This is a genomic window from Mycobacterium sp. NPDC048908 (genome assembly GCF_043197955.1).
Taxonomy (GTDB): Bacteria; Actinomycetota; Actinomycetes; order Mycobacteriales; family Mycobacteriaceae; genus Mycobacterium.
Genome location: NZ_JBICUE010000007.1, coordinates 271,102 through 295,677, shown reverse-complemented (window position 1 = coordinate 295,677; position 24,576 = coordinate 271,102). Strand labels below are relative to the sequence as shown.

Sequence of the window (24,576 nt, the reverse complement as noted above, 5' to 3'; positions counted from 1 at the left end):
CGCGGTGAACATCGCCGGGCGGACACCCGTTCAACGAATGCCAGTGACGAAAACCCGAGATGGGGAACGCGGTCTCCATTTCAGCTCCAGAAACCGGCGTGTGGCGCTTCGACGCCTTCGTCCTCGCAATACGCGTGTAACGGCACCGACGACGAAGCGTGATTCTTCGGCAACCAGACCGACGGCAAGCTCGACCTCACGTCTCGCTTCCGCGACACGTTGAGAGCCGAGTTCAACGGCACCGACGTCGCGGGTGATCTGCCGATGAACGGTGTGGTCTACGAGTTCACCGCCGCGCCGGTGTCGGGCGTTGCCGGCATGTCACCGCAGATTCCGACGGTGTGCGCTCATCGTGGGTGGTCCGTGCGGACGGCTCGGCGATCGGCGTTCAGTTCACCACGGGCAGCGTCAGCGGCCGCGACTTCGAGCAGGCCGAACTGCAGCAACTCAACGAGCAGCAGTTCCGTGACGGCGTGCGCAACAAGCGGCAACTTCAGCAGGCCTCACAGATCCAGTTCCTTCAGAACAAGAGTGCGAGGTCCACCATCAACGGCCACGACGTGACGCCGACTCTCGTCACCGGGACTTTCCGATTGGGCTGAAACTTCAATAGCGTTCTCGCGCAACGGCCGAGCGATCGATCGGCGTGCGCCGTGGCCTTCGCATCACCCAGAATCAAACTATTCAGCAGTGTTCCGGCTACGCGTAGCGTCGAGCAACCGTGACCGTCTCTGTCGACTCGGCCGTGCCTGCGGCGCCGGGTACCGCTGCTCGGGGTGACCGGTGGACCCACCGCAAGTGGGGATTGGTCCGCCTGCTGTCACCGCTCGTCCTGCTCGTCGTGTGGCAGTTCGGTAGTGCACTCGGCGCCATCCCGCAGGACGTCCTGCCCGCCCCCTCACTGATCGCCGAGGCCGGCATCGAGTTGATCCAGAACGGCCAACTGGCCGATGCCCTACGGGTGTCGGGACTTCGGGTCATCGTCGGTCTGCTTCTCGGCGGATTCCTAGGTGTCGCATTGGGAACGGCTGTCGGATTGTCCCGATGGTTGGAGGCCACCGTAGACCCGCCGATGCAGATGATCCGCGCGTTGCCGCACCTGGGGTTGATCCCGTTGTTCATTCTGTGGTTCGGAATCGGTGAGCTGCCCAAGGTGCTGCTGGTCGCGCTCGGGGTCAGTTTTCCGCTCTACCTGAACACTTTCTCGGCGATTCGCCAGGTCGATCCGAAACTGTTCGAAACCGCCCACGTGCTGGGGTTCTCGTTTGGGCAGAGGTTTCGGAACATCATCCTGCCCAGTGCGGCGCCGCAGGTGCTCGTCGGTGTGCGGCAGTCGCTGGCGATCGCCTGGCTGACCCTGATCGTTGCCGAACAGATCAACGCGGACAAGGGAATTGGCTTCCTGATCAACAACGCCCGCGACTTCCTTCGGATTGACATCATCATCTTCGGGTTGATTGTCTACGCGCTCCTCGGGATCGGCACCGACGCCATCGTCCGCACCTTGGAAAACCGAGCGCTGAGGTACCGCTCGTGACCATGACTTCGAGACAGCGAACCGCGATAGCGGGCGCACTGAACCACGTCGACAAGTGGTACGGGGACCACCACGTGCTCGTCGACGTCTGTGTGCGCGTCGGCCGCGGCGAGATAGTTGCGCTGATCGGGCGCAGCGGTTCCGGAAAATCTACGGTGCTAAGGGTTTTCGCCGGATTGTCGACGGACCACACCGGTGACCGGGTGGTTGTCGGCGCTCCGGCGCTGGCCTTCCAGGAACCGCGGCTGTTTCCGTGGCGTGACGTGCGGACCAATGTGACGTACGGCCTGACTCGCAGTGGGTTGCCGCGGGCCGAGGCGCAGGCCCGTGCGGAGCGGGCGCTTGCGGATGTGGGGTTGGCCGACCGCGCAGGGGTATGGCCGCTGACGTTGTCCGGCGGTCAGGCGCAACGTGTTTCGCTGGCCCGGGCGCTGGTGGCCGAACCGGAACTGTTGTTGCTCGACGAGCCTTTCGGGGCGCTCGACGCGCTGACCAGGCTGAGCATGCGCACGTTACTTCTGAACCTGTGGCGCGAGCATGGTTTCGGCGTGCTGCTCGTCACGCATGACGTAGACGAAGCGCTCGCGCTCGCTGACCGGGTTCTCGTGCTCGAGGCGGGCCGGGTGATCCACACCTTGGCTGTCGACGAACCGCGGAACTCACCGGGCGCACAGACCGAGCGTTATCGCGCCGAGCTGCTCGACAAACTCGGCGTCCAGATCTGAGGGAGGCGAACCTTGTCCAAGACGCGTTTGGTCGCTGTGCTGATCACCGCGGCCGCGGTGCTCGTAGGGTGCGTATCGCGCACCGACAACTCGGGTGCCGCGGCGGTCCCCGCGACCGTGGCATTGTCCGAATTGACCGGTGTGACACTTCAGGTCGGTGATCAGAAAGGCAATACCGAAGCGCTGCTGCGTGCGGCGGGTGCGCTGGACAACCTGCCTTATCAGGTGGCGTTCTCGACATTCACCTCAGGACCGCCGCAAGTCGAAGCGGCGACGGCGGGCAAGATCGATTTCGCGATCACCGGCAACACACCACCGATCTTCGGCGCGGCGTCGAACGCCAAGGTGAAGGTGGTGTCGGCGTACGACGGCGGCGGCGTCGGCGACCAAATCCTGGTACACGCGGAGTCACCGATCAAGACAATGGCCGACTTGCGCGGCAAGACCATTGTGGTCGGCAAGGGCAGCTCGGCGCACGGCAACATCCTCGGGCAGCTCGACAAGGCGGGCCTGTCGCCGTCCGACGTGAAATTGGTGTTCCTGCAACCTGCCGACGCGCTGTCGGCCTTCACCCAACACCAGGCGGACGCGTGGGCGATCTGGGATCCCTACACCGCACAGGCCGAGGCGCAGTTGCCGTGCGCAGCATCGCGCAGGCGAAGGGCGTGACCAACGGCTACTGGTTCGGCGTCGCATCGGATCGGACCTTGGCGGACCCGAAGCGCAACACCGCTTTACAGGATCTCCTGGTGCGCTTCGAGAAGGCGGTGCGCTGGGCGCAGGACCACCCCAAGCAATGGGCGGACAGCTACGCTGCCGCGGTCGGCCTCGATCCGAAGATCGCCGCGGTGGTCCAGGGCCGGAGCCTGCGGCTGCCCACGGAACTGGACGACGAGACGGTCGCCTCCGAACAGAAGCTGGCTGACCTGTTCGCGGCGTCGGGCCAGATTGCCTCTCCGGCACCGAAATTCGACAACTGGGTGGACCGTCGGTACAACGATGTGCTCCGTCCGCTGTTCCTCACGACGAATTAGAGAGAGTATGCCAGCGAAATTCTTTTGGTTCCTGCCCACCAACGGCGACAGCCGCTCGATCGTCGGCGCATCGCACGCGTCGTCGCATCACACGGTGCCCGCGAGCTATCGCGCTCCCAGCCGTCGGTATCTCGCCGAAGTAGCCCGCGCTGCCGACCGCCTCGGCTACGAGGGTGTGCTCACGCCTACCGGAACATGGTGCGAGGACGCCTGGTTGACGGCGTCGGCGCTGCTCGCCGAAACGGAACGGCTGAAATTCCTTGTCGCTTTTCGGCCTGGGTTGGTGCCGCCGACCTTGGCCGCGCAGCAGACCGCGACGCTGCAGCGGTTCTCCGAGGGCCGCGTATTGCTCAACATCGTCAGCGGCGGCGACGACTTCGAACAGCGCCGGTTCGGTGACTGGCTCAGCCACGACGAACGGTACGCCCGCACTGGGGAGTTTCTGCACATCGTCAACTCGATCTGGCGCCAGGACTCTGTCGACTTCGACGGCAAGTACTACTCGGTTGCGGATGCGCGGGTGTCGGCACCGCCTGATCCGTTGCCGCAGATCTACTTCGGCGGCTCGTCGCCTGCCGCGCTGCCGATCGCCGCGCAGTACGTCGACGTCTATCTGACCTGGGGAGAGCCGCCACAAGCCGCGGCCGCAAAGATTGCGGCAGTACGCAAGCTGGCCCAGGAAAGAGGTCGCCGCGTGCGCTTCGGCATCCGTCTGCACACCATCAGCCGCGACACCTCGGCGGCCGCGTGGGCCGTCGCGGACGACCTGCTGGCCGAGCTCACGCCCGAGCAGATCGCCAAAGCCACTGAGCTGCATGCTAAATCGGAGTCCGAGGGGCAGCGCCGGATGACCGCGTTGCACGGCGGGCGGGTGGACCAACTGGAGATCTATCCGAATCTGTGGGCCGGCGTCGGGCTTGTTCGCGGCGGGGCGGGCACCGCACTGGTCGGCAGCCACGAAGAGGTTGCGAACCTCATCTACGAGTACCACTCGCTCGGCTTCGACGAGTTCATCCTCTCGGGCTACCCGCATCTGGAGGAGGCCTACTGGTTCGCCGAAGGTGTGCTGCCGCTGCTGAAGCAGAAAGGCGTCGCCTGACCTCGGCGAGCAGACACAAACCTGTCCATTTTTGGCCGAAATCGGGCAGGTTTGCGTCTGCTCGCGCATAGAACTAGAGCCGTGGATGAGTGGTTTGAGCGCAGCCGGTTCATCGGCTTCGCGCCGTGGATCATCTATTGGGTTGTCGCCGACGGGCCGAGCACCTGGATGTTCGGCGCGATGTGCGCGGTGATCGCGGCGCTGTCGCTTCGAGTTTCGGCCGGCCGCGGCGGACCGCGCCTGCTGGAAGTGGTGACCATCGGGTTCTTCGTCGCGGTGACGATCGCCGGCATGGTGGCAGGAGCCGAAGACCGCGACTGGATGGACACCTACGCGACCACCCTGTCCAGCGGCGTGCTCGCGGTGATGTCGTTGGTTTCGCTGGCGTTCGTGCCGTTCACGGCGCAGTACGCGCCTGAAGGCGGGCCGCGAGAGGACTGGGAGAAGGCGGCGTTTCGCCGCAGCAACCGGGTACTCACGCTGATGTGGGCGCTGGTCTTCGCACTCATCGCCGTCCTCGGCTACGTCGCAGTCGACGCACCCGAGACCGCGGGTTGGACCAAGGCCGTGATTCCCGTCGTCGTGGTCGTCGGGGCGATCGGCATGACGCAGATTTATCCGGCTCGAGCGCGAGAGGACGCCAGGCCGGCCTGAGCAACCGCTATTATCTGCGTATGGATGCAGATAAGCAGGTCTGTGCGCGACGGCTGGCCGACGAACAGGCCGCCCTCGTGGTCGAGGTGTTCCGGATGCTGTCCGACTCGACGCGCGTGCAGCTGCTGTGGGCACTGGCCGACCGCGAGCTGTCGGTCAACGAACTGGCCGAGCGGGTCGGCAAGCCGGGGCCGTCAGTGTCACAGCACCTGGCGAAACTGCGGATGGCGCGGCTGGTGCGCACTCGTCGGGAAGGTACCCAGGTGTTCTACCGGTTGGAGAACGACCACGTGCGCCAACTGCTGACCGACGCCGTGCACAACGCCGAACACGCGGCAGGGGGTGTGCCCGCACACCACCTCGACGACAGCGAGCTGAGGGTGTTGCACCAGGAGGCGACAGGCTGATGGGTCTCAAGCACAGTCACGACCACAGCGTCTCCGTCGATGACGCTCTGCGCGACAGCGACGCAGGCATTCGTGCGGTCAAGGTCAGCCTGGCGGTACTGGGCCTGACCGCAGTCGCGCAACTGATCATCGTGGTGATGTCCGGTTCGGTGGCGTTGTTCGCCGACACCGTGCACAACTTCTCCGATGCACTGACCGCGGTGCCGTTGTGGATCGCGTTCGCCATGAGTCGGCGCGCCGCCACCCGTCGGTACACGTACGGCTTCGGCAGGGTTGAGGATCTGGCCGGGCTGTTCGTCATCGCGATGATTGCGATCTCCGCGGTGATCGCGGCGGTGGAGGCGATCAACAGGCTCGTCGCACCCGCCCCACTTATGCACCTGGGTTGGGTCGCGGCGGCGGGCGTCGTCGGGTTCCTCGGCAACGAAGTGGTGGCGCTGTACCGGATCAGGGTCGGCAACCGAATTGGCTCTGCCGCTCTGCGGGCCGATGGAATGCACGCGCGCACAGACGGTTTGACGTCGCTGGCCGTGGTCGTCGGTGCCGCCGGCGCAGCGCTGGGATTCCCCGCGGCCGACCCGATCGTCGGCCTGGTCATCGCCGCGGCCATCGCCGTGGTCCTTGTCTTCGCCGCGCGTGACGTGTTCGGCAGACTGCTGGACCGTGTCGATCCGGACCTGGTCGACAACGCTGCCGCGGTACTGGCCGCACGACCGGGCGTTCGTGCGGTTCGCCGGGTCAGGATGCGCTGGGTCGGCCACCATCTCGAGGCCGATGTGGAACTCGACGTCGAGCCGTCGCTCAGCCTCGCCGAGGCACACCGCATCGCCCACAGTGCCGAGCATCAACTGGCCCACAGCATTCCGAAGCTGAGTTCGGCGGTGGTGCACGCCTATCCGGCGCACGGGGTAGCGATCAGCAGCTGAACATCTCACCGATCTGCGGTGGGGCAGTGGTCGGCTGTAGACACCCGAAGGTCTGTACGCCTGCGTCGCTGAACCGCGCGGCGGACTGGTGGGCGTAGTTGACGCAGACCAGTCCCGCCTGATCGCTGCGGCAGCGGAAATCGCCGAACGCCAGCGACTGACCGTACGGCAGTTCTGCTCCGGTGCCCGCGTCGAACCGGCCAGGGTCACCGTGCACCGATCCGACTTGCACAGTCTGGCCGTCGTAGTCCACCCAACCGCCCTTCCACTCGCCGTAAGCGTCGTCGGGCCGCGGCGGCGGGTTCGTCAAATCCACCAGGCACGCCAATGCGCCTGCGGTGTGCGTCTCATCGGTCATGCAGTTGGTTTTGCCCGACGGCGTGACGAACGCGACGTCCGCGCCGAGATCGGTCGTATCGCCGCCCCGCGTCGCGGAGTGAAACTGCGCAGGATCGGCGGTGGCGCCTGCCTGCACCCAGGCGATGACGTCGCTCATCGGCGCGCTGGCAGCGGGTGCCTTGGCTGACGTTGTCGGGGCGGGCGACGTCGTTGGAGTGGCGCTCGTCGTGCTCGGTGGCACTGTCAGCGAGGGAGTTGCCCGTTCGGCGTCCCCCCCGACCGAGTGCGAACATCCAGCCACCAGCACAGACGCCGCGATCAGGGCAGCAATCCGCATAACGGCCAAGGCTAGCGGGCGGACACGCAATCGGAGGCCAGGCGCGGCGGCGAGGCTGTTTCGATACGGTCGGGGTCATGCACCAGCACGTTGTCCGCGCAAATATCGAGTCGGGCACGGTCGAGGGCTTCACCCGCGATGGAGTGAACCGGTGGCGGTCCATCCCGTACGCGCGGCCACCGGTGGGTCCACTACGGCTGCGCGCGCCGCAGCCCGTCGAGCCGTGGCGCGGCGTGCGGTACTGCCACGGCTTCGGCTACTGCGCCCCACAACAACGGATGTACACGATGCTCGCCCCCGGCAAATATCAGCCCATGGGTGAGGACTGCTTGACGCTCAACGTCGTCACGCCGAAACGGCCTGCAGAACCGCCGCTGCCGGTGATGGTGTTCATCCACGGCGGCGGTTACTTCATGGGCAGTTCGGCGACGCCGATCTACGACGGCGCGGCGCTGGCCCGCACGGGCTGTGTGTACGTCTCGGTCAATTATCGGCTCAACGCGCTGGGTTGCCTGGACCTGTCGTCGTTGTCCACCAAGGACATCGCGTTCGACGACAACCTGTTCCTGCGCGATCTGGTGATGGCGCTGCGTTGGATACGTGACAACATCGCGGTGTTCGGCGGCGACCCGGACAACGTGACGATCTTCGGCGAAAGTGCGGGTGCTCACGCCGTCGCGACCCTGCTAGCCGTTCCCGCCGCGAAAGGTCTTTTCGCGCAGGCGATTTCGGAGAGTCCCGCGGCCGGATTGGTCCGGTCCCCTGAGATTGCGGCCGAATATGCCACCAAGTTCGCCGCACTGCTGGGCGCCAGAAGAGAAGACGGCGCCCAAGCGGTGATGGCGGCCCGGCCTGCCGACCTGGTCAACGCGTTCGACCGGCTCGTTCGGCAGGGCCAACGCGAGATGCTCGGCGCGTTCGCGGCGGGCCCCACCCGCAGCACCGAGTACCTGCCTTTGGACCCTGTTCAGGCAATGCGGACCGGCACGGCGCATCGAGTACCGCTCATCGTTGGCACCAACGCCGAGGAGGCGCGGCTGTTCGGCCGATTCCTCAAGCTGTTGCCGATGACCGAGCCGACCATCGAGCGGCTGCTGGCGGCGGTGGAACCCGATGAGCGCGAACGTATCACCGCGGCATACCCCGGTTACCCCGACTCCGCGGCGTGCATCCAGTTCGGCGGCGACTTCGCGTTCGGGTCGGCGGCGTGGCAATTCGCGGAGGCGCACAGTCAGCACGCGCCGACCTACCTCTATCGCTACGACTATGCTCCGCGGACGCTGCGCTGGTCGGGTTTGGGCGCCACCCATGCCACCGAGTTGTTGGCGGTGTTCGACGTCTACCGCACGAAGTTCGGCCGCCTGCTGACCGCGGCGGCGGACCGCCGGTCGGCGTTGCAGGTGAGCGATGATGTGCAAGCTCGGTGGCACGCGTTCGCCCGTACCGGCGTGCCGGGTCGAGATTGGCCTCCCTACACCACCGACGACCGGGCGGTGATGGTGCTTGACCGGCGTGCCCGCGTGGAATACGACCCGCACGCCGACCGCAGACAGGCGTGGGCGGATTTCTCGCTGGCGACCGGATGAGACCCTCGGTCGAATCGGCTGCGCACCGGGAAGCGGATGTGATTGCGTAAGTTGGTGGCTCACCCCCTGGATCCGCTCACCGGCGACGAGTTCAGCACCGTGGCGTCCATCTTGCAGCGCGAACACGGCGTCGGGCCCGCAGCGGGAGGGCAGGCGACGTCGGACCTCGGCTGGCGATTCGCGTCGATCGAACTGGCCGAGCCGAGCAAGGCGGAGCTTCGCGCCTTCGACGACGGGGGAGCGCGGCCACCGCGGCGGGCGGTCGTGGTCTGCCTGCAGCGGTCGACGAACGCCACCTACAAGAGCTTCGTGTCACTGACGGATGACCGGGCGGAGTCCTTCGAACACATTCCCGGTGTGGAGGCCAACTTCACGGTCGACGAGTTCGTCGAATGCGACCGGTTGCTGCGCAGTCACCCCGACGTCGTCGCGGCCTTGGCGCGGCGCGCCATCACGGACATGGATCTGGTGTTCTTCGACACCTGGACATACGGCGCCGCCGTGATGCCCGAGGAGTACCGCAACCGGCGGCTCGGCTGGTCGGACAGCTGGCTCAAATCGGCTCCAGGCGCGAACCCGTATGCGAACCTGGTCAGCGGGCTGCACTGCGTGATCGACCTCAACTCGATGGAATTGCTTCGGGTAGAAGACTCTGGCCCATTCTCTGGAGCCGGTGTCGAGATCCCCGGCGTGATGGGCGAATACGTGCCCAGCCGCGTCCCGGAGCGGATCCGGGCCGAATCGCGGCGCGAACCGCTCAAGCCACTGCACGTCACCCAACCCGACGGACCGTCGTTCACGCTGGACGGCAACCTGCTGCAGTGGCAGAACTGGTCGCTGCGGGTCGGGTTCAACTACCGCGAGGGCCTCATCCTGCACAACGTCCGCTACCGCGACGGCACCAGGAACCGATCAGTGGCACACCGATTGTCGTTCGCCGAGATGATCGTCCCGTATCGCGATCCTTCCGTGGACCATTACCGGCGCACCGCATTCGACATCGGTGAGTGGGGGCTTGGCTTCATGACCACCTCGCTGGAGTTGGGCTGCGACTGCCTCGGTGAAATCCGTTATCTGGACGCGGTTCTGCACGACAGCAAGGGCGAGCCATACACCATCACCAATGCGATCTGCATCCACGAAGAAGATGCCGCCGTGCTGTGGAAGCACGTCGACCACGACATCGGCGCCGAGGTGCGCAGGATGCGGCGACTGACCATCTCGTTCCACGTCACCGTCGCCAACTACGAATACCTGGTGTACTGGCGGCTGTATCAAGACGGCAACATCGAATGCGAGGTTCGAGCCACCGGGATCATGGTCACTACGCCCCTGGCACCCGGACAACCGCACCCGAACGGTACGCTCGTCGACGAGCGGACGTATGCGCCGTTCCACCAACACTTTCTGGTCGCGCGGTTGGACATGGACGTCGACGGCACCGACAACACCGTGTACATGACCGAATCCCATCCAGAACCGGTCGGTCCGGACAATCCGCACGGCCTTTCACTCGTCGTGCGTAACGTACCGTTGCGCACCGAGAGCCAAGCCAAGCAGGACGTCAACTTCGCAACCCAACGCAGCTGGAAGGTGGTCAACACCAACGTGGTGAACGGTCTCGGCAGCCACCCGTCGTACAAACTCGTTCCCAACGGCGCGATTCCGCCGATGTTCGATCCTGAATCACCGGTGCTCGAGCGTGCGAGCGTGATCGGCCATACCCTGTGGGTGACCCCGAACCGGCCCGAGGAACGTTGGCCGGCAGGCGAGTTCGTGAACCAGTCGACACACGACACCGGTCTGGGTCGATGGACGTTGGCCAATCGATCGATCGACAACACCGACGTCGTGCTGTGGTACGTGTTCGGCATTCACCACATCACCCGGCCGGAGGACTGGCCGGTGATGCCCGTCGATGTGGTGTCATTCTGGCTCAAGCCGTTCGGCTTCTTCGACCGCAACCCGTCACTCGACGTTGACGGCGCGCACACGGGAGCGACAAGTGCGCACCACTGACGTCATGGAGCGGCCCGCCGATCTGACGGTCGACTGGCTCACGGCCGCACTCGGTGCGCCGGTGCGCGACTTCACCTTTGACCGCATCGGCACCGGCCAGATGAGCGAGTGCTACCGCGTCGAGCTGAGCTACGCCGACGATTCGGACGGCCCCGGCTCGGTGGTGCTCAAGGTCGCCGCCACCGACCCGGTCAGCAGGCAAACGGGCCTGGCGTTGGGCCTTTACGAACGTGAGGTGCGGTTCTACACCGACATCGCGCCGGGTATCGACGGCCCGATAGCACGGTGTCATCACGCCGGGTTCAACACCGAAACCGGCGCGTTTCACCTGCTGCTCGGCGACGCCGGACCCGCTGTCGTCGGCGACGAAATCCGCGGGGCGACAGTAGAACAGGCCAGCCTCGCACTGTCAGAACTGGGCCGGGTGCATGCACCGCTGATCGGTGACGCCGCGATGGCGAACGCCGACTGGCTCAATCGCGAGTCGCCGATGAACCAGGCGTTGATCGGTCAGCTGTACGCCGGGTTCGTCGACCGCTACCGCGACCGCATCGCCGCCGGACACCGGGAGGTGTGCGAGCGGTTGGTCGCCGGCTTCGACGCCTATGTGGCCGGCGAATCCGCGCCGCAGCGGCCGCACGGCCTCGTGCACGGTGACTATCGACTGGACAACATGTTGTTCGGTGAGCCCTCGGCCGATCGGCCGTTGACCGTGGTGGACTGGCAAACGGTCACGTGGGGCCCCGCCATGACCGATGTCGCCTACTTCCTCGGCTGCGCACTGCCCGATCAGGTACGCCGGGATCACTACGAGCAGTTGCTGCGGGCATATCACGGGGCACTCGGCGAAAGGCCTGCGCTCAGTCTCGACGAAGTGCGCGACGGTGTGCGCCGACAGAGCTTCTTCGGGGTGATGATGGCCATCGTGTCGTCGATGTTGGTTGAACGAACCGACCGTGGCGACGAGATGTTCATGGTGATGCTGGCGCGGCATTGCCAGCATGTGCTCGACACCGAGGCATTGGCCGTCCTGCCCGACCCGGTGACGCCGGAACCGCTGACGCCGGCCCCTCGAGACGAGGGCGCACACGAGGCGACCGACGAACCGTTGTGGAATGAGAGTTGGTACTTCGACTTCGCCGATCTCGGTCAGGGATTGGGCGGCTGGATCCGGTTGGGGCTGTATCCCAACCAGGGAATCGCGTGGATCAACGCGCTGCTGTGCGGGCCCGACATGGCCACCGTGGCGATCAACGACTTCCAGGCGGCGCTGCCCGGCGATGTAGGCGCGGTGCAGACGGACCGCGTCGCACTCACCCTCGATGCGAGTGAACCGCTGCAGACCTACCGGGTGACGGTGCGTGGACAGGGTCAGGCGTACCAGGATCCGGCGGCGCTGCTGCGCGGCGAGACAGGTGAACCGGTCGAGATGACGATGGACCTGCTGTGGTCGACCACAGGAGCGCCGTACCTCTACCGGATCACGCCGCGTTACGAGATCCCGTGCACGGTGTCCGGCACGGTCACCGTCGACGACCGCGAGGTGATTCTCCGCGAGGTCGCAGGCCAGCGTGACCACTCGTGGGGCGTGCGCGATTGGTGGGCGATGGACTGGGTGTGGAGCGCACTGCATCTCGACGACGGCACACACCTGCACGGCGTGGACATCCGCATCCCTGGCGCTCCTCCGATGGGCATCGGATACGTGCAGCAAGCCGGCATGCCGCTGGTGGAACTGCAAGCCGTCGAATCGCGAGAGGCGTTCGACGACAACGGCTTACCGACGACGACCACCATCGCCTACCGCGATGTGACGGCTACCATCGACATCCGCGGGCACGCGCCGGTGCTGCTGACCGCTCCCGACGGCCGGATCAGCCACTTCCCGCGAGCCTGGGCGACGGTCACCACCGACGACGGCCGCAGCGGCGTCGGCTGGATCGAATGGAACCGCAACCAGTCCTGACCCCTTCTCCGCGAGCGCGCGTGTTTGTACGTCGACACGCCGCGAGATCCCGTGCAAAAGCGGTCGCTCAGCGCGGCCAGTCACAACCCGTCAACTCTGCGGAAAGCTCCCACAGTCGGCGGGCCGCCGCCGGATCGCGGGCCTTCTTGCGTAACCGGGTGACACGCGGCTTACCCCACTGATTGAACCGCGGCGCGAAATACGTACCGCTCGGCAAGTCGGTATCCACCGCCGCCAACGTGGCGCGCGCACCTTGAGCCGAGGTATGCATCATGTGCCACACCGGATTTCGTTCGCCCACGGGCAGCCCCTCGGCTGCCCGTCTGGTGATGCCGCTGTCGGTCATACCCGGGTCCGACGCATAGGCACGAACGCCGCGGGCCGAGAGTTCCCGCACGAACAGCAGATTGGCCAGCTTCGATTCCGAGTATGCCAACGTGCGTACATATCTCCTGTGCTGCCAATTCAGATCGTCGAAGTGGATGCGCGCGAAGTGATACATGGCGCTGGCCACCGAGACGACCCGGTCGGCGATCCTGTCGGCGAGCAGACACGTCAACGCAAAGTGGCCGAGATGGTTGGTTCCCATATGCGCCTCGAAGCCGTCCGCGGTCCGCGTCAACGGCAGATTCATCACCCCGGCGTTGTTGACAAGCACGTCAACGGTTTTCACCGATTCGGCGAAGGCTCGCACATTGGCCAGATCAGCAAGGTCCAGTTCAGCGACCGTGACATCACCGGACATGCCCGCGGCGGCTCGTTCGGCCTTGTCGATGCTCCGGCACGCGAGCACGACGCTGTGGCCCTTGTGGGCCAGGGCGGCGGCCGTGGCCTGTCCGACGCCGCTGTTGGCGCCGGTGACGATGATCCGCATCAGCGCGGAGCGTACATCAGCAGGCCAACGCCGATCAGGCTCACGACGGCACCCGTGATGTCCCAGCGGTCCGGCCGGAAGCCGTCGGCGACCATTCCCCAGATCAGCGAGCCAGCGATGAACACCCCGCCATACGCGGCCAGTACCCGTCCGAAATGGACGTCGGGCTGAAACGCCGCGACAAAACCGTAGGCACCCAGCGCGATCACCCCCGCGCCGGCCCACAACCATCCTCGATGTTCGCGCACGCCCTGCCACACCAGCCAGGCGCCCCCGATCTCCAGCAGCGCGGCGAGCACGAACAGAGCGACGGATTTCAGCACGATCACGTCCTCAGCGTGCCGTGAGCGTGCGCGAAATGTACGCAGAAGGCGGCGTGTCGGTGCGCAGACCCGCACGGTCGCGGGAAATCAGGGGAGGTGGGCGCTGTCGTCGTGCAGGTCGTCGCGGTCAAGGCCCATCGGCGTCGCGGCGGGCACATCACCTGCGGCGACCACCTTGCGCGTGATCGGCGTGAGCACTCGAAACAGTCGCTCGACCTCGTCGTCGGACAGCGCGTCGAGCGCCGACAACGCCAGCACGTCGGTCATGTCCTCGATGCGTTGCTTGAAGTCGCGGCCCGCGTCGGTGAGCGCACCGTCGTCGTCGAGCAGCCCTCGCTCAGACAGCTGCGAACAGTACCGCTGCCATTGCGCGTCGTCGTAGTCCCGGCTCCGCATGATCATCTCTTTAGGCACTCGGCCCGCTGCGGCGTGCAGGACGTTGCACTCGCGGCCCGACAGGCCCAGCGTCGCGAGCACCGCGACATGACCGTCACCCCGCTGTTCGCGCAGCAGAGTCACCGCATGCCACAACCGGGCGACGGGGTCCTCCGGCCAATCCAGGGCCAGGTTCGCCGCGAACAACGGCCGCCCATCCAGCGGTGCGTTACGCGCGGCCTTTTCAGCCAGCTCGGCCGCGGCGGCGGCTTCCTGGTCTGTCACGCCGTAACGGCGAAGCGCCTCGGCTGCGGATTCCTCGCGCACGCGCAGCGCATCCGCGGGCGTCGCGACGTCCCACGCCGCGGGTAGCGCCTTGGCGACGCGTTCTGGCGCGAAGTTGTAGAACGTGGCGGTGACGACCTGCGCCGGCACTGTGCCGAAAGGCGCGGACCGAGCCGCGAAGTAGCTCATCCAGAACCCGCGAAACCCCAGCCCGTCGAGGGCTGTTCGAGCTTCGGGGGCGAAATAGGTGACGGCGTGTACGGGTTCGAAGCGATCAAAGAACCGGCGGGCAAGCGATGGTTGTCTGCGCACGTCTGCAGTTAACCATCACGTCGTCGGGGCGCTGGTCTCGCCCTGAGATGCGGCTGTCGGCACGACGCCCTGAAGCCCTAGTTCGGGTCGGAAAACTCCTCGGCCACAGCCGAAACCGCCTCGTCGATGATGGCGCGCATGGCGCGCTCGGCGCCGGCTTCGTCGCGGAGCCGAACTGCGCGCGCGACCTGGTCGTGCAGTTCGATCGCGGCGGGGTTTGGCGTGTCGGGCATCATGCCGTGGTGGGTTCGGCCCGCCAGCACCTCGGCCACCACGCCGTTGAGCGCACGGAACATCTCGTTCCCGCTGGCTTCCAGCATGGTCTGGTGAAAAACCTTGTCCGCCAACAGGTATGCCTCGAGGTCGCCAGAGCGGCCGTGCATCACCATGTCTGAGACCGCGGCCGCCATGATCCGGCACTGGTGCGGATCGGCGCGTCTGGCGGCCAGCGCTGCGGCGGCGGGCTCGAAACCGCGACGCAGTTCAGACAGCGACACCAATTGCGCGGCGCGGTCGCCGGCCTCGAGCCGCCATCGAATGAGCCTGGGATCAAAAACATTCCACTTCAGCGCCGGCTGAATGGTGATGCCCACCCGGCGGCGCGATTCGACCATCCCCATCGACTCCAGCACGCGGATCGCCTCGCGGGCGACGCTGCGTGAGACCCCGTGTTCTGCGCCTACCCCGTCGAGTGTCAGCACCTGCCCCGCCGGGTGCTTCCCCGACACGATCGAGGTGCCCAACGCGGTGAGCAAATTGCCGTGCAGTGCGCCGACGTTTGCCTCGGAGGTCACACATACATCTTGTCATAGCTTTGCTGGCAGGGCTTAAACCATATTTTTTCGTGATTAGGTTGCAATCGTATGATCATTACTGCATGCTGTGTGATGTCAAGCACAACTGGGTAGGTGGAGGGAATGGCGTCACCAATCGTCGTCATGGGCGTTTCCGGCTCCGGAAAGTCGACGGTCGGTGCGGCGTTGGCACAGCGTCTGCGCGTGCCCTTCGCGGACGCCGATGACTTTCACCCGGCCGCCAACATCGCCAAAATGACCGCCGGTGAACCGCTCGACGACGATGACCGCTTCCCGTGGCTGGAGGCGATCGGGGGCTGGCTCGCCGAGCATTGCGGCAGCGGCGGGGTGGTGAGCTGTTCGGCGCTGAAGCGTAAGTACCGCGACCAATTGCGCCACCACTGCGAGAGCGTCGAATTCTTGCATCTCTCGGGCACACCCGAAGTCATCGGTCGACGCCAGGCCAGCAGGCCGGGCCACTTCATGCCCGCGTCGCTGCTGGCATCACAATTCGCCACCCTCGAGCCGCTCATTTCCGATGAACGTGGCATCGCCATCGACGTCGACCAGAACATCGACTCCATCATCGACAACTACGTCGCGTTATCCGCCGCGCGCACAACGGAACAGGAGAACTGATGACTTCCGATATCGGACAGGCGCTCACTGTCTTGGCGGCCGACGCCGAGCTACCGGAACCTGTTGCGCCCGGTTGGCAGCTGGTGCTGGCCGCGTTGGCGGGCATCGCGCTGATCGTCGTGTTGATCACCGTCACCAAGTTGCATCCGTTCCTTGCACTGATCTTCGGTGCACTGGCCGTCGGTATCGTCGCCGGCGAGAACGTCGGCGACGTGCTCGACTCGTTCGGCGACGGCTTCGGGACCACCGCGGCGGGGGTGGGCATCCTGATCGCTCTTGGCGCCATGTTCGCGAAACTGCTCGCCGACTCCGGCGGCGCCGACGAAATCGTCGACACCATCGTCGGCCATGCATCGCCGCGGGCGCTGCCGTGGGCGATGGCGTTGGTCGGCGCCATCATCGGGTTGCCGATGTTCTTCGAAATCGGCCTGGTGCTGTTGATGCCGGTCATCTACCTAGTTGCGCGGCGATCTCAACTGTCGCTGATCACGGTGGGAATCCCCGCGCTGGCAGGTCTTTCTGCCATGCACGGGCTGGTCCCTCCACACCCGGGGCCGTTGACGGCGATCGACCTGTTGAAGGCGGATCTGGGTGTCACATTGGCGCTGGGCGTGCTCGTCGCGATCCCGACGGTGATCGTCGCGGGCCCGCTGTTCGGCAGGCTGGCCGGGCGCTGGGTGGTCATCGACATTCCGGACCGGTTCGATGCCGACGACTTCTCGCGCGACGGCGGGGGATCGGTGGTGACCGCCGCGGACGTCGCCGAGGGAGAAGCCACGGCGACCAAGACGGCGACCCGCGTTGAACGGCAACGGCCCAGCTTCGGTATCACACTGTTCTCCGTGCTGCTGCCCGTCGGGTTGATGATGGGCAAGGCTTTGGTCGACATCTTCATAGACGAAAAGACGAACCTGTTGCGGCAGGTTTTCGACATTCTCGGCCGCCCGCTGATGGCGCTGCTGATCGCAGTGGTGGTCGGCATCTTCACACTGGGCCGCGGCGCGGCGATGACGCGCGATCAGATCGTCAAGTGCATCGAGACATCGCTGCCGCCGGTGGCGGGCATCATCCTGATCGTGGCGGCGGGCGGCGGGTTCAAACAGGAACTCGTGGACAGCGGAATCGGCACACTCCTCGCCGACTGGGCCAAGGGTGCCAACATTTCAGTGATCCTGCTGGCCTGGGTGTTGGCCGTATTGATCCGCCTCGCAACGGGTTCCGCGACCGTCGCCACCATCACCGCGTCGTCGCTGATGCTCGGGCTCGTCGAAGGCATGAGCACCGGCCAGGTTTCGTTGGTCGTGCTCGCGGTCGGCGCAGGCTCGTTGTTCTTCTCGCACGTGAACGACGCCGGCTTCTGGTTGGTCAAGGAGTTCTTCGGAATGAGCGTCGGTCAGACCATCAAGTCGTGGTCGATCATGGAGACCGTGTTGTCGGTGACCGGCCTGGTGCTGGTGCTGGTGCTCGGGATCTTTATCTGACGACCGCCGCTAGGCCTTGACGACCTGGGTGCCGCCCGCGAGTTCGTCGTGCTTGCCCTGCTTGGTCGGGCTGCCGTTGATGGTCACCGCGATCACGATGACCGCGATGAGGGTCAGCAGACCGCCGATGAAGGGCACGATGTTGAGCAGCGTCCACACGTTACGGATCGCGGCCTGCTTGAGATCGGGTTTCGCGGCGCCGCCAGGGCCGTGCACGCTCAAACCGAGCACCTTTTTTCCTGGCGTCCAGCCCTGACTGGACTCGAACGCCACGAAGTACAGGAACATCAGTAGACCGGAGAACAGGCCGGTCACCCAGTAGTTGTTCAGGGAACCGATGGCAATCGCGATCACAAACGCGACGATGTTGACGATGATGCCGTCGATGAAGCGCGCCACGAATCGCGGAACCAATCCGCCCGGTTCCTGACCACCGGGAGGCGGATATCCGCCGGGTTCGCCGTACTGCCCGGGCTGGGGTTGATACTCACCGCTTGTCATGCGGCAAATGTACCGCTCACGTGCGCAATTGCCGGCGGTTTGGCGCGCAAGCACCGCAACAGCCGATCATGGCGCGCAACGGAATTGGAGGTCAGCTCCAGGCGCGACGGCGCTGCTTGGCCTGGGCGCGCGCGGTTTCGGCCAACTCGCCCGCGCGTTCACGGGCGGTATCGGCCAGTTCGGGGGCGCGATCCCGGGCCACTTCTGCCCATTCTGCGCCTCGCTCGCGCGCCACCTCGGCCAGTTCTGCGCCGCGTTCGCGGGCCGCCTCCGCAAGGACGGGCGCGCGTTCACGGGCGATCTCGGCCAGCTCCGCACCTCGCTCGCGTGCCGCTTCGACAACGACCGGCGCGCGGTCGCGGGCGATCTCCGCCCATTCGGCGCCGCGTTCGCGAGCCACATGCGCCAGTTCCCGGCCTCGTTCGGCCCCGACCTGCAGGCCGTGCCCCACCTTCTCCGCGAAAGCGCTGTCCGTCAGCGCGCCGCCGGTGGCCGCACCGACCGGCAAGGCGGCGCCGACCGCCTCGGTGACCTTGTGAGCCGCACGGCGCCCGCGCCAGCCGAGCGAGGGTTTACCTTCGGTGTCGAGCGCGGCAATGATCAGGCCGCCGATCAGGCTCACGTCGGTGAAGAACGCGCGACGTTCGTCGGCTTTGCGTTGTGGATCTGTCTCACTCCAAAATGTATGTCCGCCAAGGCTTCCCGGCACAACGGAGAAGGCCAGCGCGGCAGATGCCAGGCGTGGCAGCTTTCCGCTGGCGAGCAGCAACCCGCCGCCGATCTGTACCGCGGCGTTGACGCGGGCCACCGTTTCGGCGTTGGACGGAACGTTGGTACCTACCGGATCCGGCAGCTTGCTCAGGCCCTCGAGGGTGGGTCGGGCCGCATCTGCCGCGGGTTTGGGGCTGCGAAGGGCATCGACGCCGCGGCTGATGAAGACTGCCGACAGCATGGGGCGCGCGATTCGTCGGATCAACATGGGCCCTGAGTTCCCCGGCCCACCATGACGCAAACGTCAGTAGCGGTTGTTCCGGCCGCGTCGACCGATCAGCGGCATGGCGTACCAGAAGGCCACCAACGCAATCAAGGTCAGGCCGCCTGCGATCCATGCTTGTGCCCCACCCACCACCGCGTCAAAGATGACGACGGCAACGCCTGCCAGCGCCACACCCAGCAGAACCAGGCCGACCATCGCGTAGCTGTGCGCTGCCGACACCAGCGTGTCGAGGCGGTGCCTGCGAAACAGAAGTCGGTGCATGCTCACCGGCGCGACCAGCAGTACCGTGGCGCCGATCGAACACCCGACGGTGATGAGGTAGACGGTGCGCATGACGTGATCGAGTTGGGTGAACCGTTGCTGGAACGGCAAGGTCAGCAGGAAGCCGGTGAGCAGCTGGACGCCGGTCTGCGCGACCCGCAACTCCTGAAGCAGGCTCGACCAATTCCGGTCCAGTCGTTGGGCTTCCGTCTCGTCACGATCCCGGTCCCACTTCTGGGCCTCCGGATGCTCGATGTCCGACACCAGGTAAGTGTGACAGTCGATGCGACGGCGCCTACCTTGAACGCGGCAATCACGCGGCGTAGCGCAACAGCGTGATGCCCGAGCGGAACGATTTCGGCGCTCCGATCGGTGTCAACCTGTCGATTGCCGTGCCGTCGGGAAACAGTCGGCGGCCTCGTCCCTGCACCGTGGGATAGACGAACAACCGGTACTCATCGACCACTGCGCCGGCGATCAGCGCGTGCGCCAGGCTGATGCTGCCGGTCACTACGATGTCGGAGCCGGGGTGAGACTTCAGCGCGGTCGCCTGCTCGACGGCATCCCCGGTGAGCACGGTCGAGTTCAGCCAACCGGGTTCGGTCAATGTCGACGACACCACGTATTTCCTCACGCGGTTGAGATAGTCGGTCACGCCGGTCGGGTCGTCGATCTGCTCGGGCCAGTAGCCGCGGAAGTCCTCGAACGTTTGACGCCCGAGGAGCAGCGCATCGGCCTGCGCGTCTTGGCGATGCGACTCCTCGAGCAGGTCCTCGTCCTGCAACTGCGGATCGAACCAGTCGTCCAGCATTTCGATGGAGCCGTCGAGTGTGACGTTTTCCGTGATCACGAGTTTCCGCATACAACTACTGACAACGCGGTTCCCGCGAACTCATCGGCCGGCGAGAAGCAACTCCGCCAGGTGTGTCGTGGTGGCGACCCCGTCGTCGTAGCCGCCTGCCCGGCGTAGATCGTTCATGATCGCGAGCGTGTACCGCTGCCCAGGCCCCGCGAAGCCGACGGAGTTGACCACCCATCCGGAGTCCTCCAACGACCAGCCGTCCTTGTTGCCGGGCGCCATCGCCGGTCCCGCACCCCACACGCCCCACTGCTGATTGGCATCGACGTGTTGCAGCTGAGCGACGATGCTTGCGGTGTCCGCTGGATGCAGTCCGGTGAGCGTGTAGTTGATCAACCGGTCGAGGTCGTCCGGGGCGGCCTTCTGAAAGCCCCAGTAGGGGAAGGTGTTGCTGTATCCGCGCTGCGGCCGAAGGCCCGACATCCCGTAGGCCGGGAAGTCTTTGTTGTAGGCCAGGTGGTCTGTTCCGCCGTAACGCGACCACAATGCGTCGGCCGCGTCATCGTCGGAGGAATGCAGCATGGCCGCGATGAGGCGGTTGTCGGTGTCTGTCAGTGTGATCGCGCCCGCGCGCTGACGGGTGAGCAGATCGACCACCATCGCGAGCTTGATGGTTGACGCCGTCCACACCGGGTCGGCGGCATGGGCGTTGCGGAATACCGCCCCCGTTACGCGGTCCCGCAAGACGTAGCCTGCGGTGCCCGGACGGGTGCGCAGATAGGAGTCCGCCGCGGCAACCCTGGCCGTCATGTCGTCGTCCCCGTGCGCGACGGGCGCCGCTGCCACGGTGAGCATCAACACCAGGATGGTGACCAACAGCCGTCGCACCGTAGTAGCTTCGCAGGCGTGGCTCTCGTTGCGGGAATCGACTCGTCCACCCAGTCCTGCAAGGTGGTTGTCTGTGACGCGGATACCGGTGAGATCGTCCGGTCCGCGTCCTCACCGCATCCGGACGGTACCGAGATCGATCCGCGGTTGTGGTGGTCGGCGTTGGAGGCGAGCATCACCGCCGCGGGCGGCATCGACGACGTCGCCGCCGTATCGGTCGGTGCCCAGCAGCACGGCATGGTGTGCCTGGATGGTGGGGGCGCCGTCGTCCGGGACGCGTTGCTCTGGAACGACACTCGATCCAGTGACGCGGCGGCGGCTCTCGTCGAGGAACTCGGCGGGCCCGGCGAATGGGCGAAACGGATCGGCGTGGTGCCCGTCGCGGCCATCACCGCCACCAAGTTGCGGTGGTTGACCGACCATGAGCCGGCCCACGCGGATTCGACAGCAGCGGTGTGCCTGCCTCACGACTGGCTGGCGTGGCGGCTGACGGGGTCGACGGACATTGCCACGTTGCGCACGGACCGTAGCGATGCGAGCGGCACCGGGTATTTCTCGTCGGAGACCGACAGTTACCAGCTCGATCTGCTCGAGTTGGCAATGCGCGGCCGGCGGCCGTCGCTGCCTACCGTGCTCGCGCCATCGGAGCCCGCGGGCCAGACTTCGACCGGCGCGGTCCTCGGTCCCGGAGCAGGTGACAACGCCGCCGCGGCATTGGGCCTCGGGGCGGCCACCGGCGACTGCGTCGTTTCCCTTGGCACGTCTGGGGTGGTCAGCGCCGTCGGGGAGGTCGCGCCCCACGATCCTGAGGGCATAGTCGCCGGATTCGCCGACGCAACCGGTCGACAACTACCCCTGGTGTGCACGCTCAACGGCGCGCCGGTGCTGGCGGCGGTGACGATGATGCTCGGCATCGACTTCGATGAGTTGGACAGGTTGGCGTTGTCCGCCCCTGCCGGCGCCGAGGGGCTCACCCTGGTGCCGTACCTGGAAGGCGAACGATCGCCGAACCTGCCCGCGGCGGCAGGCGCATTTCATGGTGTGACGACTCGTAATCTGTTGCCCGCCAACGTGGCTCGCGCGGCCGTCGAGGGACTGTTGGCCTCGATGGCGTATTGCGTCGACAAGATCGCCGGACAGGGGGTCGACGCCCAACGCATCATCCTGATCGGCGGTGGAGCGCGCTCGGAGGCGGTGCGCCGTATCGCCCCTGCGGTGCTCGGCGCACCGGTACATGTGCCCATCCCCGCGGAATATGTCGCGATCGGAGCGGCTAGGCAGGCGGCTTGGACTCTGTCGCAGCAGGATTCGCCGCCACAGTGGTCCGTGCAAACGACCGCGTCCTACACCGCTGACCCCACGCCGCAAGTCATCGAGCAATACCGGGCCGCGCAACCGCTGACGCTGGGGCAATGAAGTGTGACACAGGTCAATCTGCGAACGTGATTCAGATCATTGCTCGAGGCAGCGATCGTCGGGAACGCTACCGCGATGCGCGATCTGGATTTCTCATTCGACCTCACTTTTGATGAGGGCCGCCGTCGTGCGGCGGTACTCGAGGCGATCGGCGACGACTGGGACCCCGTAGCGGTGCTGGCCGAGGAGGAGAAAGCCCACGACATGCTGTACTCCGGCCTCGACGACGAGCAGCAGCGCATCTACGACGACCTTGTCAGTGCGGGCGTCCTGCCGGATCGGACGGCGAACTGTGTTGCCGATTGATCCAACCGCGGACCGCTGCCGCCGAGCCTGGCTGCCCTGCCCCGCGTGCGACCAGGGCGCAGACTGCGCCGATTGCCAAAGCACAACAAACTGCCCATCGCACTGGCAGTACTTGTTGAGCAATGAGGCGACCGTGGTGCATTTGCAGTGCCCGAACTGTGCCACGTTGTGGTCGACCGACACCCGCGAGCGCAGCGTGCGTCGCTACAGGGCCGCCTGACACTCACCGCTGCGGCGGCCTCCGGCCTGTATATGGTGGGCGATCATGAGTCGCCGGCAGTCGCAAGTGTCGTGGGCGCTGTGGGACTTCGGCGCGACGGGCGTGAACGCGATTGTGGTGACGTTCGTCTTCTCGGTCTATCTGACCAGCAGCGTCGGCGACGATCTGCCAGGGCAGACCAGCGCCGCCAGTTGGCTCGGCCGTGCGCTGGCCGTTGCGGGTCTCGTGGTTGCCGTACTGGCGCCTGTCACCGGGGTCTGGGTCGACGCGCCATGGCGGCGTCGCCGCGTCCTCGCCATGCTGACCGGTGCAGCAGTGCTGCTGACGGCCACCATGAGCCTGATCCGCGATGACTACCGCTACCTGTTGCCGGGTCTGATCCTGCTGGCGTGCACCGCCGCGTGCAACGACTTGGCGACGGTCCCGTACAACGCAATGCTGCGACAGGTGTCGACGACCGAGAGTGCCGGCCGAGTTTCCGGATTCGGTTTGGCCATGGGCTTTTTCGGCAGTGTGCTGTTGCTTCTGATCGTGTACTTCGGGTTCATTTCCGGCGACGGCGATCGGCATGGACTGTTGGGAATCTCAGGCGCCGACGGACAGAACGTGCGGGCGGCGGTGTTGCTCGCGGCCGTATGGTTCGCCGTCTTCGCGCTACCGGTGTTCATCGGCATGCCCGCCGCCGAACCGGGGGTTCGCCGCGAGTCGGTCGGATTTCTCGGGGCATACCGGGCGCTGTGGACCGAGATCGTCGGCGAGTGGCGGCGTGACCGCAATATCGTCTACTACCTGCTTGCCAGCGCGGTGTTTCGCGACGGAATCACCGGCGTCGCAACGTTCGGCGCGGTGCTCGGTGTCAAGGTCTACGGCATCTCGGCGGCCGACGTGCTGTTGTTCGGGGTCGGCGCCAGCGTGATCGCCGCCGCGGGCGCGGTGCTCGGTGGTTTCCTCGATGACCGACTCGGGTCGAAATCAGTGATCGTCGGGTCGTTGCTGGCGATGCTCGCGGTCGCGACCACTCTGATGGCCCTGTCAGGACCTGCGGCGTTCTGGCTGTGCGGGCTGTTGCTGTGCCTGTTCATCGGCCCGATCCAAGCGTCGGCGCGGACGCTGATGCTGCGCATGGCGGCCGACGGCAAGGAAGGCGTGGCGTTCGGCCTGTTCACCACGACGGGGCGGGCAGTGTCTTTCCTTGCGCCATGGTTGTTTTCGGTGTTCATCGACGTGTTCGGCACGGATCGCGCCGGGATGGGCGGAATTTGCGTGGTGCTCGCCGTCGGTCTTGCCGGCATGCTGGCCGTGCGGACACCGGCCCATCGCAATTCGGTTGCGGTGGTGCAGCCGAAATTGCCAACATAGTTGTGCACGGCTGTCGATCAAGCCAGCGACACGTGAGTTCCAGCGAGTCTGGGGGTAACTGAGATTCGGTACCGCAAAGGAGATCCCATCGTCGCTCGCCGGCGGATTGAGGGGATG

The 24,576-nt window shown here is 65.9% G+C and carries 25 protein-coding genes and 1 pseudogene; 16 read left to right on the top strand and 10 right to left on the bottom strand.

All coding sequences use genetic code 11. The features are described from left to right. Positions 1-341 precede the first annotated feature (341 nt). The 8 genes and pseudogenes from ACGFK1_RS20345 (at position 342) to ACGFK1_RS20310 (ending at position 6,382) form a co-directional block, all read left to right on the top strand. Positions 342-602, top strand: coding sequence for a hypothetical protein (locus ACGFK1_RS20345; RefSeq protein ID WP_393433116.1), 261 nt, complete (start codon positions 342-344; stop codon positions 600-602). A gap of 143 nt (positions 603-745) precedes the next feature. After that, on the top strand, positions 746-1,537 hold the full coding sequence (locus tag ACGFK1_RS20340) for an ABC transporter permease (protein WP_393433219.1): 792 nt from the start codon (positions 746-748) through the stop codon (positions 1,535-1,537). 2 nt (positions 1,538-1,539) lie between these two features. Beyond that, entirely contained in the window at positions 1,540-2,262 is a 723-nt protein-coding gene (locus tag ACGFK1_RS20335; RefSeq protein ID WP_393433113.1) for an ABC transporter ATP-binding protein, read from the top strand. 12 nt (positions 2,263-2,274) lie between these two features. After that, positions 2,275-3,296, top strand: a pseudogene (locus tag ACGFK1_RS20330) (ABC transporter substrate-binding protein). A 7-nt stretch (positions 3,297-3,303) separates the two neighbouring features. Continuing rightward, on the top strand, positions 3,304-4,395 hold the full coding sequence (locus tag ACGFK1_RS20325; protein WP_393433110.1) for an LLM class flavin-dependent oxidoreductase: 1,092 nt from the start codon (positions 3,304-3,306) through the stop codon (positions 4,393-4,395). 81 nt (positions 4,396-4,476) lie between these two features. Then, on the top strand, positions 4,477-5,049 hold the full coding sequence (locus tag ACGFK1_RS20320; RefSeq protein WP_393433107.1) for a hypothetical protein: 573 nt from the start codon (positions 4,477-4,479) through the stop codon (positions 5,047-5,049). A 20-nt stretch (positions 5,050-5,069) separates the two neighbouring features. Next, entirely contained in the window at positions 5,070-5,456 is a 387-nt protein-coding gene (locus ACGFK1_RS20315; protein ID WP_393433104.1) for an ArsR/SmtB family transcription factor, read from the top strand. Further along, the gene (locus ACGFK1_RS20310) at positions 5,456-6,382 is read left to right on the top strand and encodes a cation diffusion facilitator family transporter (RefSeq protein WP_393433101.1); all 927 of its coding nucleotides are present in this window, start codon (positions 5,456-5,458) and stop codon (positions 6,380-6,382) included. The genes ACGFK1_RS20315 and ACGFK1_RS20310 overlap by 1 nt, the downstream gene beginning before the upstream one ends. On the opposite strand, the gene ACGFK1_RS20305 is transcribed toward ACGFK1_RS20310, so the two are convergent. Further along, the gene (locus ACGFK1_RS20305) at positions 6,372-7,058 is read right to left on the bottom strand and encodes a hypothetical protein (protein ID WP_393433098.1); all 687 of its coding nucleotides are present in this window, start codon (positions 7,056-7,058) and stop codon (positions 6,372-6,374) included. The genes ACGFK1_RS20310 and ACGFK1_RS20305 overlap by 11 nt on opposite strands. A 77-nt stretch (positions 7,059-7,135) precedes the next feature. Between ACGFK1_RS20305 and ACGFK1_RS20300 the strand changes: the two genes are divergently transcribed. Genes ACGFK1_RS20300 through ACGFK1_RS20290 form a run of 3 tightly spaced genes read left to right on the top strand, consistent with a single transcriptional unit; the run spans position 7,136 to position 12,629 of the window. Next, a complete protein-coding gene (locus ACGFK1_RS20300) occupies positions 7,136-8,644 on the top strand; it encodes a carboxylesterase/lipase family protein (protein WP_393433095.1) in 1,509 nt (502 codons plus the stop codon). Positions 8,645-8,698: 54 nt separating this feature from the next. Beyond that, a complete protein-coding gene (locus ACGFK1_RS20295; RefSeq protein WP_393433092.1) occupies positions 8,699-10,663 on the top strand; it encodes a primary-amine oxidase in 1,965 nt (654 codons plus the stop codon). 4 nt (positions 10,664-10,667) lie between these two features. Further along, positions 10,668-12,629 (top strand): phosphotransferase, encoded by a 1,962-nt coding sequence (locus ACGFK1_RS20290; protein WP_393433216.1) that lies wholly within the window; start codon positions 10,668-10,670, stop codon positions 12,627-12,629. Between the two features lie 67 nt (positions 12,630-12,696). On the opposite strand, the gene ACGFK1_RS20285 is transcribed toward ACGFK1_RS20290, so the two are convergent. From ACGFK1_RS20285 to ACGFK1_RS20270, 4 genes are all read right to left on the bottom strand, one after another. Further along, positions 12,697-13,503: an SDR family NAD(P)-dependent oxidoreductase gene (locus ACGFK1_RS20285; RefSeq protein WP_393433089.1), complete on the bottom strand. Its 807-nt coding sequence runs from the start codon at positions 13,501-13,503 to the stop codon at positions 12,697-12,699. Continuing rightward, entirely contained in the window at positions 13,503-13,829 is a 327-nt protein-coding gene (locus ACGFK1_RS20280) for a YnfA family protein (RefSeq protein ID WP_393433213.1), read from the bottom strand. The genes ACGFK1_RS20285 and ACGFK1_RS20280 overlap by 1 nt, the downstream gene beginning before the upstream one ends. 84 nt (positions 13,830-13,913) lie before the next feature. Continuing rightward, positions 13,914-14,798, bottom strand: coding sequence for a hypothetical protein (locus ACGFK1_RS20275; protein WP_393433086.1), 885 nt, complete (start codon positions 14,796-14,798; stop codon positions 13,914-13,916). Positions 14,799-14,875: 77 nt separating this feature from the next. After that, positions 14,876-15,592, bottom strand: a complete 717-nt coding sequence (locus ACGFK1_RS20270) for a FadR/GntR family transcriptional regulator (RefSeq protein WP_393433084.1) — start codon at positions 15,590-15,592, stop codon at positions 14,876-14,878. 123 nt (positions 15,593-15,715) lie between these two features. Between ACGFK1_RS20270 and ACGFK1_RS20265 the strand changes: the two genes are divergently transcribed. Both ACGFK1_RS20265 and ACGFK1_RS20260 read left to right on the top strand, forming a co-directional pair. Further along, the gene (locus ACGFK1_RS20265; RefSeq protein WP_393433081.1) at positions 15,716-16,231 is read left to right on the top strand and encodes a gluconokinase; all 516 of its coding nucleotides are present in this window, start codon (positions 15,716-15,718) and stop codon (positions 16,229-16,231) included. Beyond that, positions 16,231-17,712: a GntP family permease gene (locus ACGFK1_RS20260; RefSeq protein WP_393433078.1), complete on the top strand. Its 1,482-nt coding sequence runs from the start codon at positions 16,231-16,233 to the stop codon at positions 17,710-17,712. The genes ACGFK1_RS20265 and ACGFK1_RS20260 overlap by 1 nt, the downstream gene beginning before the upstream one ends. A gap of 9 nt (positions 17,713-17,721) precedes the next feature. Here the strand turns inward: ACGFK1_RS20260 and ACGFK1_RS20255 are convergent, their stop codons facing one another. The 5 genes from ACGFK1_RS20255 to ACGFK1_RS20235 form a co-directional block, all read right to left on the bottom strand. Next, positions 17,722-18,213, bottom strand: coding sequence for an RDD family protein (locus ACGFK1_RS20255; RefSeq protein WP_393433075.1), 492 nt, complete (start codon positions 18,211-18,213; stop codon positions 17,722-17,724). A gap of 91 nt (positions 18,214-18,304) precedes the next feature. Beyond that, positions 18,305-19,192 carry a DoxX family membrane protein gene (locus ACGFK1_RS20250; protein ID WP_393433072.1) on the bottom strand — a complete coding sequence of 296 codons (888 nt, stop codon included), beginning with the start codon at positions 19,190-19,192 and terminating at the stop codon, positions 18,305-18,307. Between the two features lie 36 nt (positions 19,193-19,228). After that, a complete protein-coding gene (locus ACGFK1_RS20245) occupies positions 19,229-19,738 on the bottom strand; it encodes a DUF6328 family protein (protein ID WP_393433210.1) in 510 nt (169 codons plus the stop codon). A gap of 46 nt (positions 19,739-19,784) precedes the next feature. Beyond that, the gene (locus tag ACGFK1_RS20240) at positions 19,785-20,333 is read right to left on the bottom strand and encodes a dihydrofolate reductase family protein (RefSeq protein ID WP_393433069.1); all 549 of its coding nucleotides are present in this window, start codon (positions 20,331-20,333) and stop codon (positions 19,785-19,787) included. A 30-nt stretch (positions 20,334-20,363) separates the two neighbouring features. After that, complete coding sequence (locus ACGFK1_RS20235; RefSeq protein ID WP_393433207.1) at positions 20,364-21,125, bottom strand: tat pathway signal sequence; 762 nt, start codon at positions 21,123-21,125, stop codon at positions 20,364-20,366. Positions 21,126-21,176: 51 nt separating this feature from the next. Between ACGFK1_RS20235 and xylB the strand changes: the two genes are divergently transcribed. The 3 genes from xylB to ACGFK1_RS20220 all read left to right on the top strand — a co-directional run bounded on the left by xylB (position 21,177) and on the right by ACGFK1_RS20220 (position 24,459). After that, entirely contained in the window at positions 21,177-22,574 is a 1,398-nt protein-coding gene (xylB, locus tag ACGFK1_RS20230; RefSeq protein ID WP_393433066.1) for a xylulokinase, read from the top strand. Positions 22,575-22,649: 75 nt separating this feature from the next. Continuing rightward, entirely contained in the window at positions 22,650-22,880 is a 231-nt protein-coding gene (locus ACGFK1_RS20225) for a DUF6400 family protein (RefSeq protein WP_393433063.1), read from the top strand. A 265-nt stretch (positions 22,881-23,145) separates the two neighbouring features. After that, positions 23,146-24,459 (top strand): MFS transporter, encoded by a 1,314-nt coding sequence (locus ACGFK1_RS20220; RefSeq protein ID WP_393433060.1) that lies wholly within the window; start codon positions 23,146-23,148, stop codon positions 24,457-24,459. Positions 24,460-24,576: the final 117 nt, after the last annotated feature.

What these genes read in the sequence shown, in the direction of transcription:
- ACGFK1_RS20335 (WP_393433113.1), top strand. Translation starts at nt 1,540, where the DNA reads ATGACTTCGAGACAGCGAACCGCGATAGCGGGCGCACTGAACCACGTC.
- ACGFK1_RS20325 (WP_393433110.1), top strand. Translation starts at nt 3,304, where the DNA reads ATGCCAGCGAAATTCTTTTGGTTCCTGCCCACCAACGGCGACAGCCGC.
- ACGFK1_RS20315 (WP_393433104.1), top strand. Translation starts at nt 5,070, where the DNA reads ATGGATGCAGATAAGCAGGTCTGTGCGCGACGGCTGGCCGACGAACAG.
- ACGFK1_RS20310 (WP_393433101.1), top strand. Translation starts at nt 5,456, where the DNA reads ATGGGTCTCAAGCACAGTCACGACCACAGCGTCTCCGTCGATGACGCT.
- ACGFK1_RS20305 (WP_393433098.1), bottom strand. Translation starts at nt 7,058, where the DNA reads ATGCGGATTGCTGCCCTGATCGCGGCGTCTGTGCTGGTGGCTGGATGT.
- ACGFK1_RS20300 (WP_393433095.1), top strand. Translation starts at nt 7,136, where the DNA reads ATGCACCAGCACGTTGTCCGCGCAAATATCGAGTCGGGCACGGTCGAG.
- ACGFK1_RS20290 (WP_393433216.1), top strand. Translation starts at nt 10,668, where the DNA reads ATGGAGCGGCCCGCCGATCTGACGGTCGACTGGCTCACGGCCGCACTC.
- ACGFK1_RS20285 (WP_393433089.1), bottom strand. Translation starts at nt 13,503, where the DNA reads ATGCGGATCATCGTCACCGGCGCCAACAGCGGCGTCGGACAGGCCACG.
- ACGFK1_RS20265 (WP_393433081.1), top strand. Translation starts at nt 15,716, where the DNA reads ATGGCGTCACCAATCGTCGTCATGGGCGTTTCCGGCTCCGGAAAGTCG.
- ACGFK1_RS20260 (WP_393433078.1), top strand. Translation starts at nt 16,231, where the DNA reads ATGACTTCCGATATCGGACAGGCGCTCACTGTCTTGGCGGCCGACGCC.
- ACGFK1_RS20255 (WP_393433075.1), bottom strand. Translation starts at nt 18,213, where the DNA reads ATGACAAGCGGTGAGTATCAACCCCAGCCCGGGCAGTACGGCGAACCC.
- ACGFK1_RS20250 (WP_393433072.1), bottom strand. Translation starts at nt 19,192, where the DNA reads ATGTTGATCCGACGAATCGCGCGCCCCATGCTGTCGGCAGTCTTCATC.
- ACGFK1_RS20240 (WP_393433069.1), bottom strand. Translation starts at nt 20,333, where the DNA reads ATGCGGAAACTCGTGATCACGGAAAACGTCACACTCGACGGCTCCATC.
- ACGFK1_RS20235 (WP_393433207.1), bottom strand. Translation starts at nt 21,125, where the DNA reads ATGCTCACCGTGGCAGCGGCGCCCGTCGCGCACGGGGACGACGACATG.
- ACGFK1_RS20225 (WP_393433063.1), top strand. Translation starts at nt 22,650, where the DNA reads ATGCGCGATCTGGATTTCTCATTCGACCTCACTTTTGATGAGGGCCGC.
- ACGFK1_RS20220 (WP_393433060.1), top strand. Translation starts at nt 23,146, where the DNA reads ATGAGTCGCCGGCAGTCGCAAGTGTCGTGGGCGCTGTGGGACTTCGGC.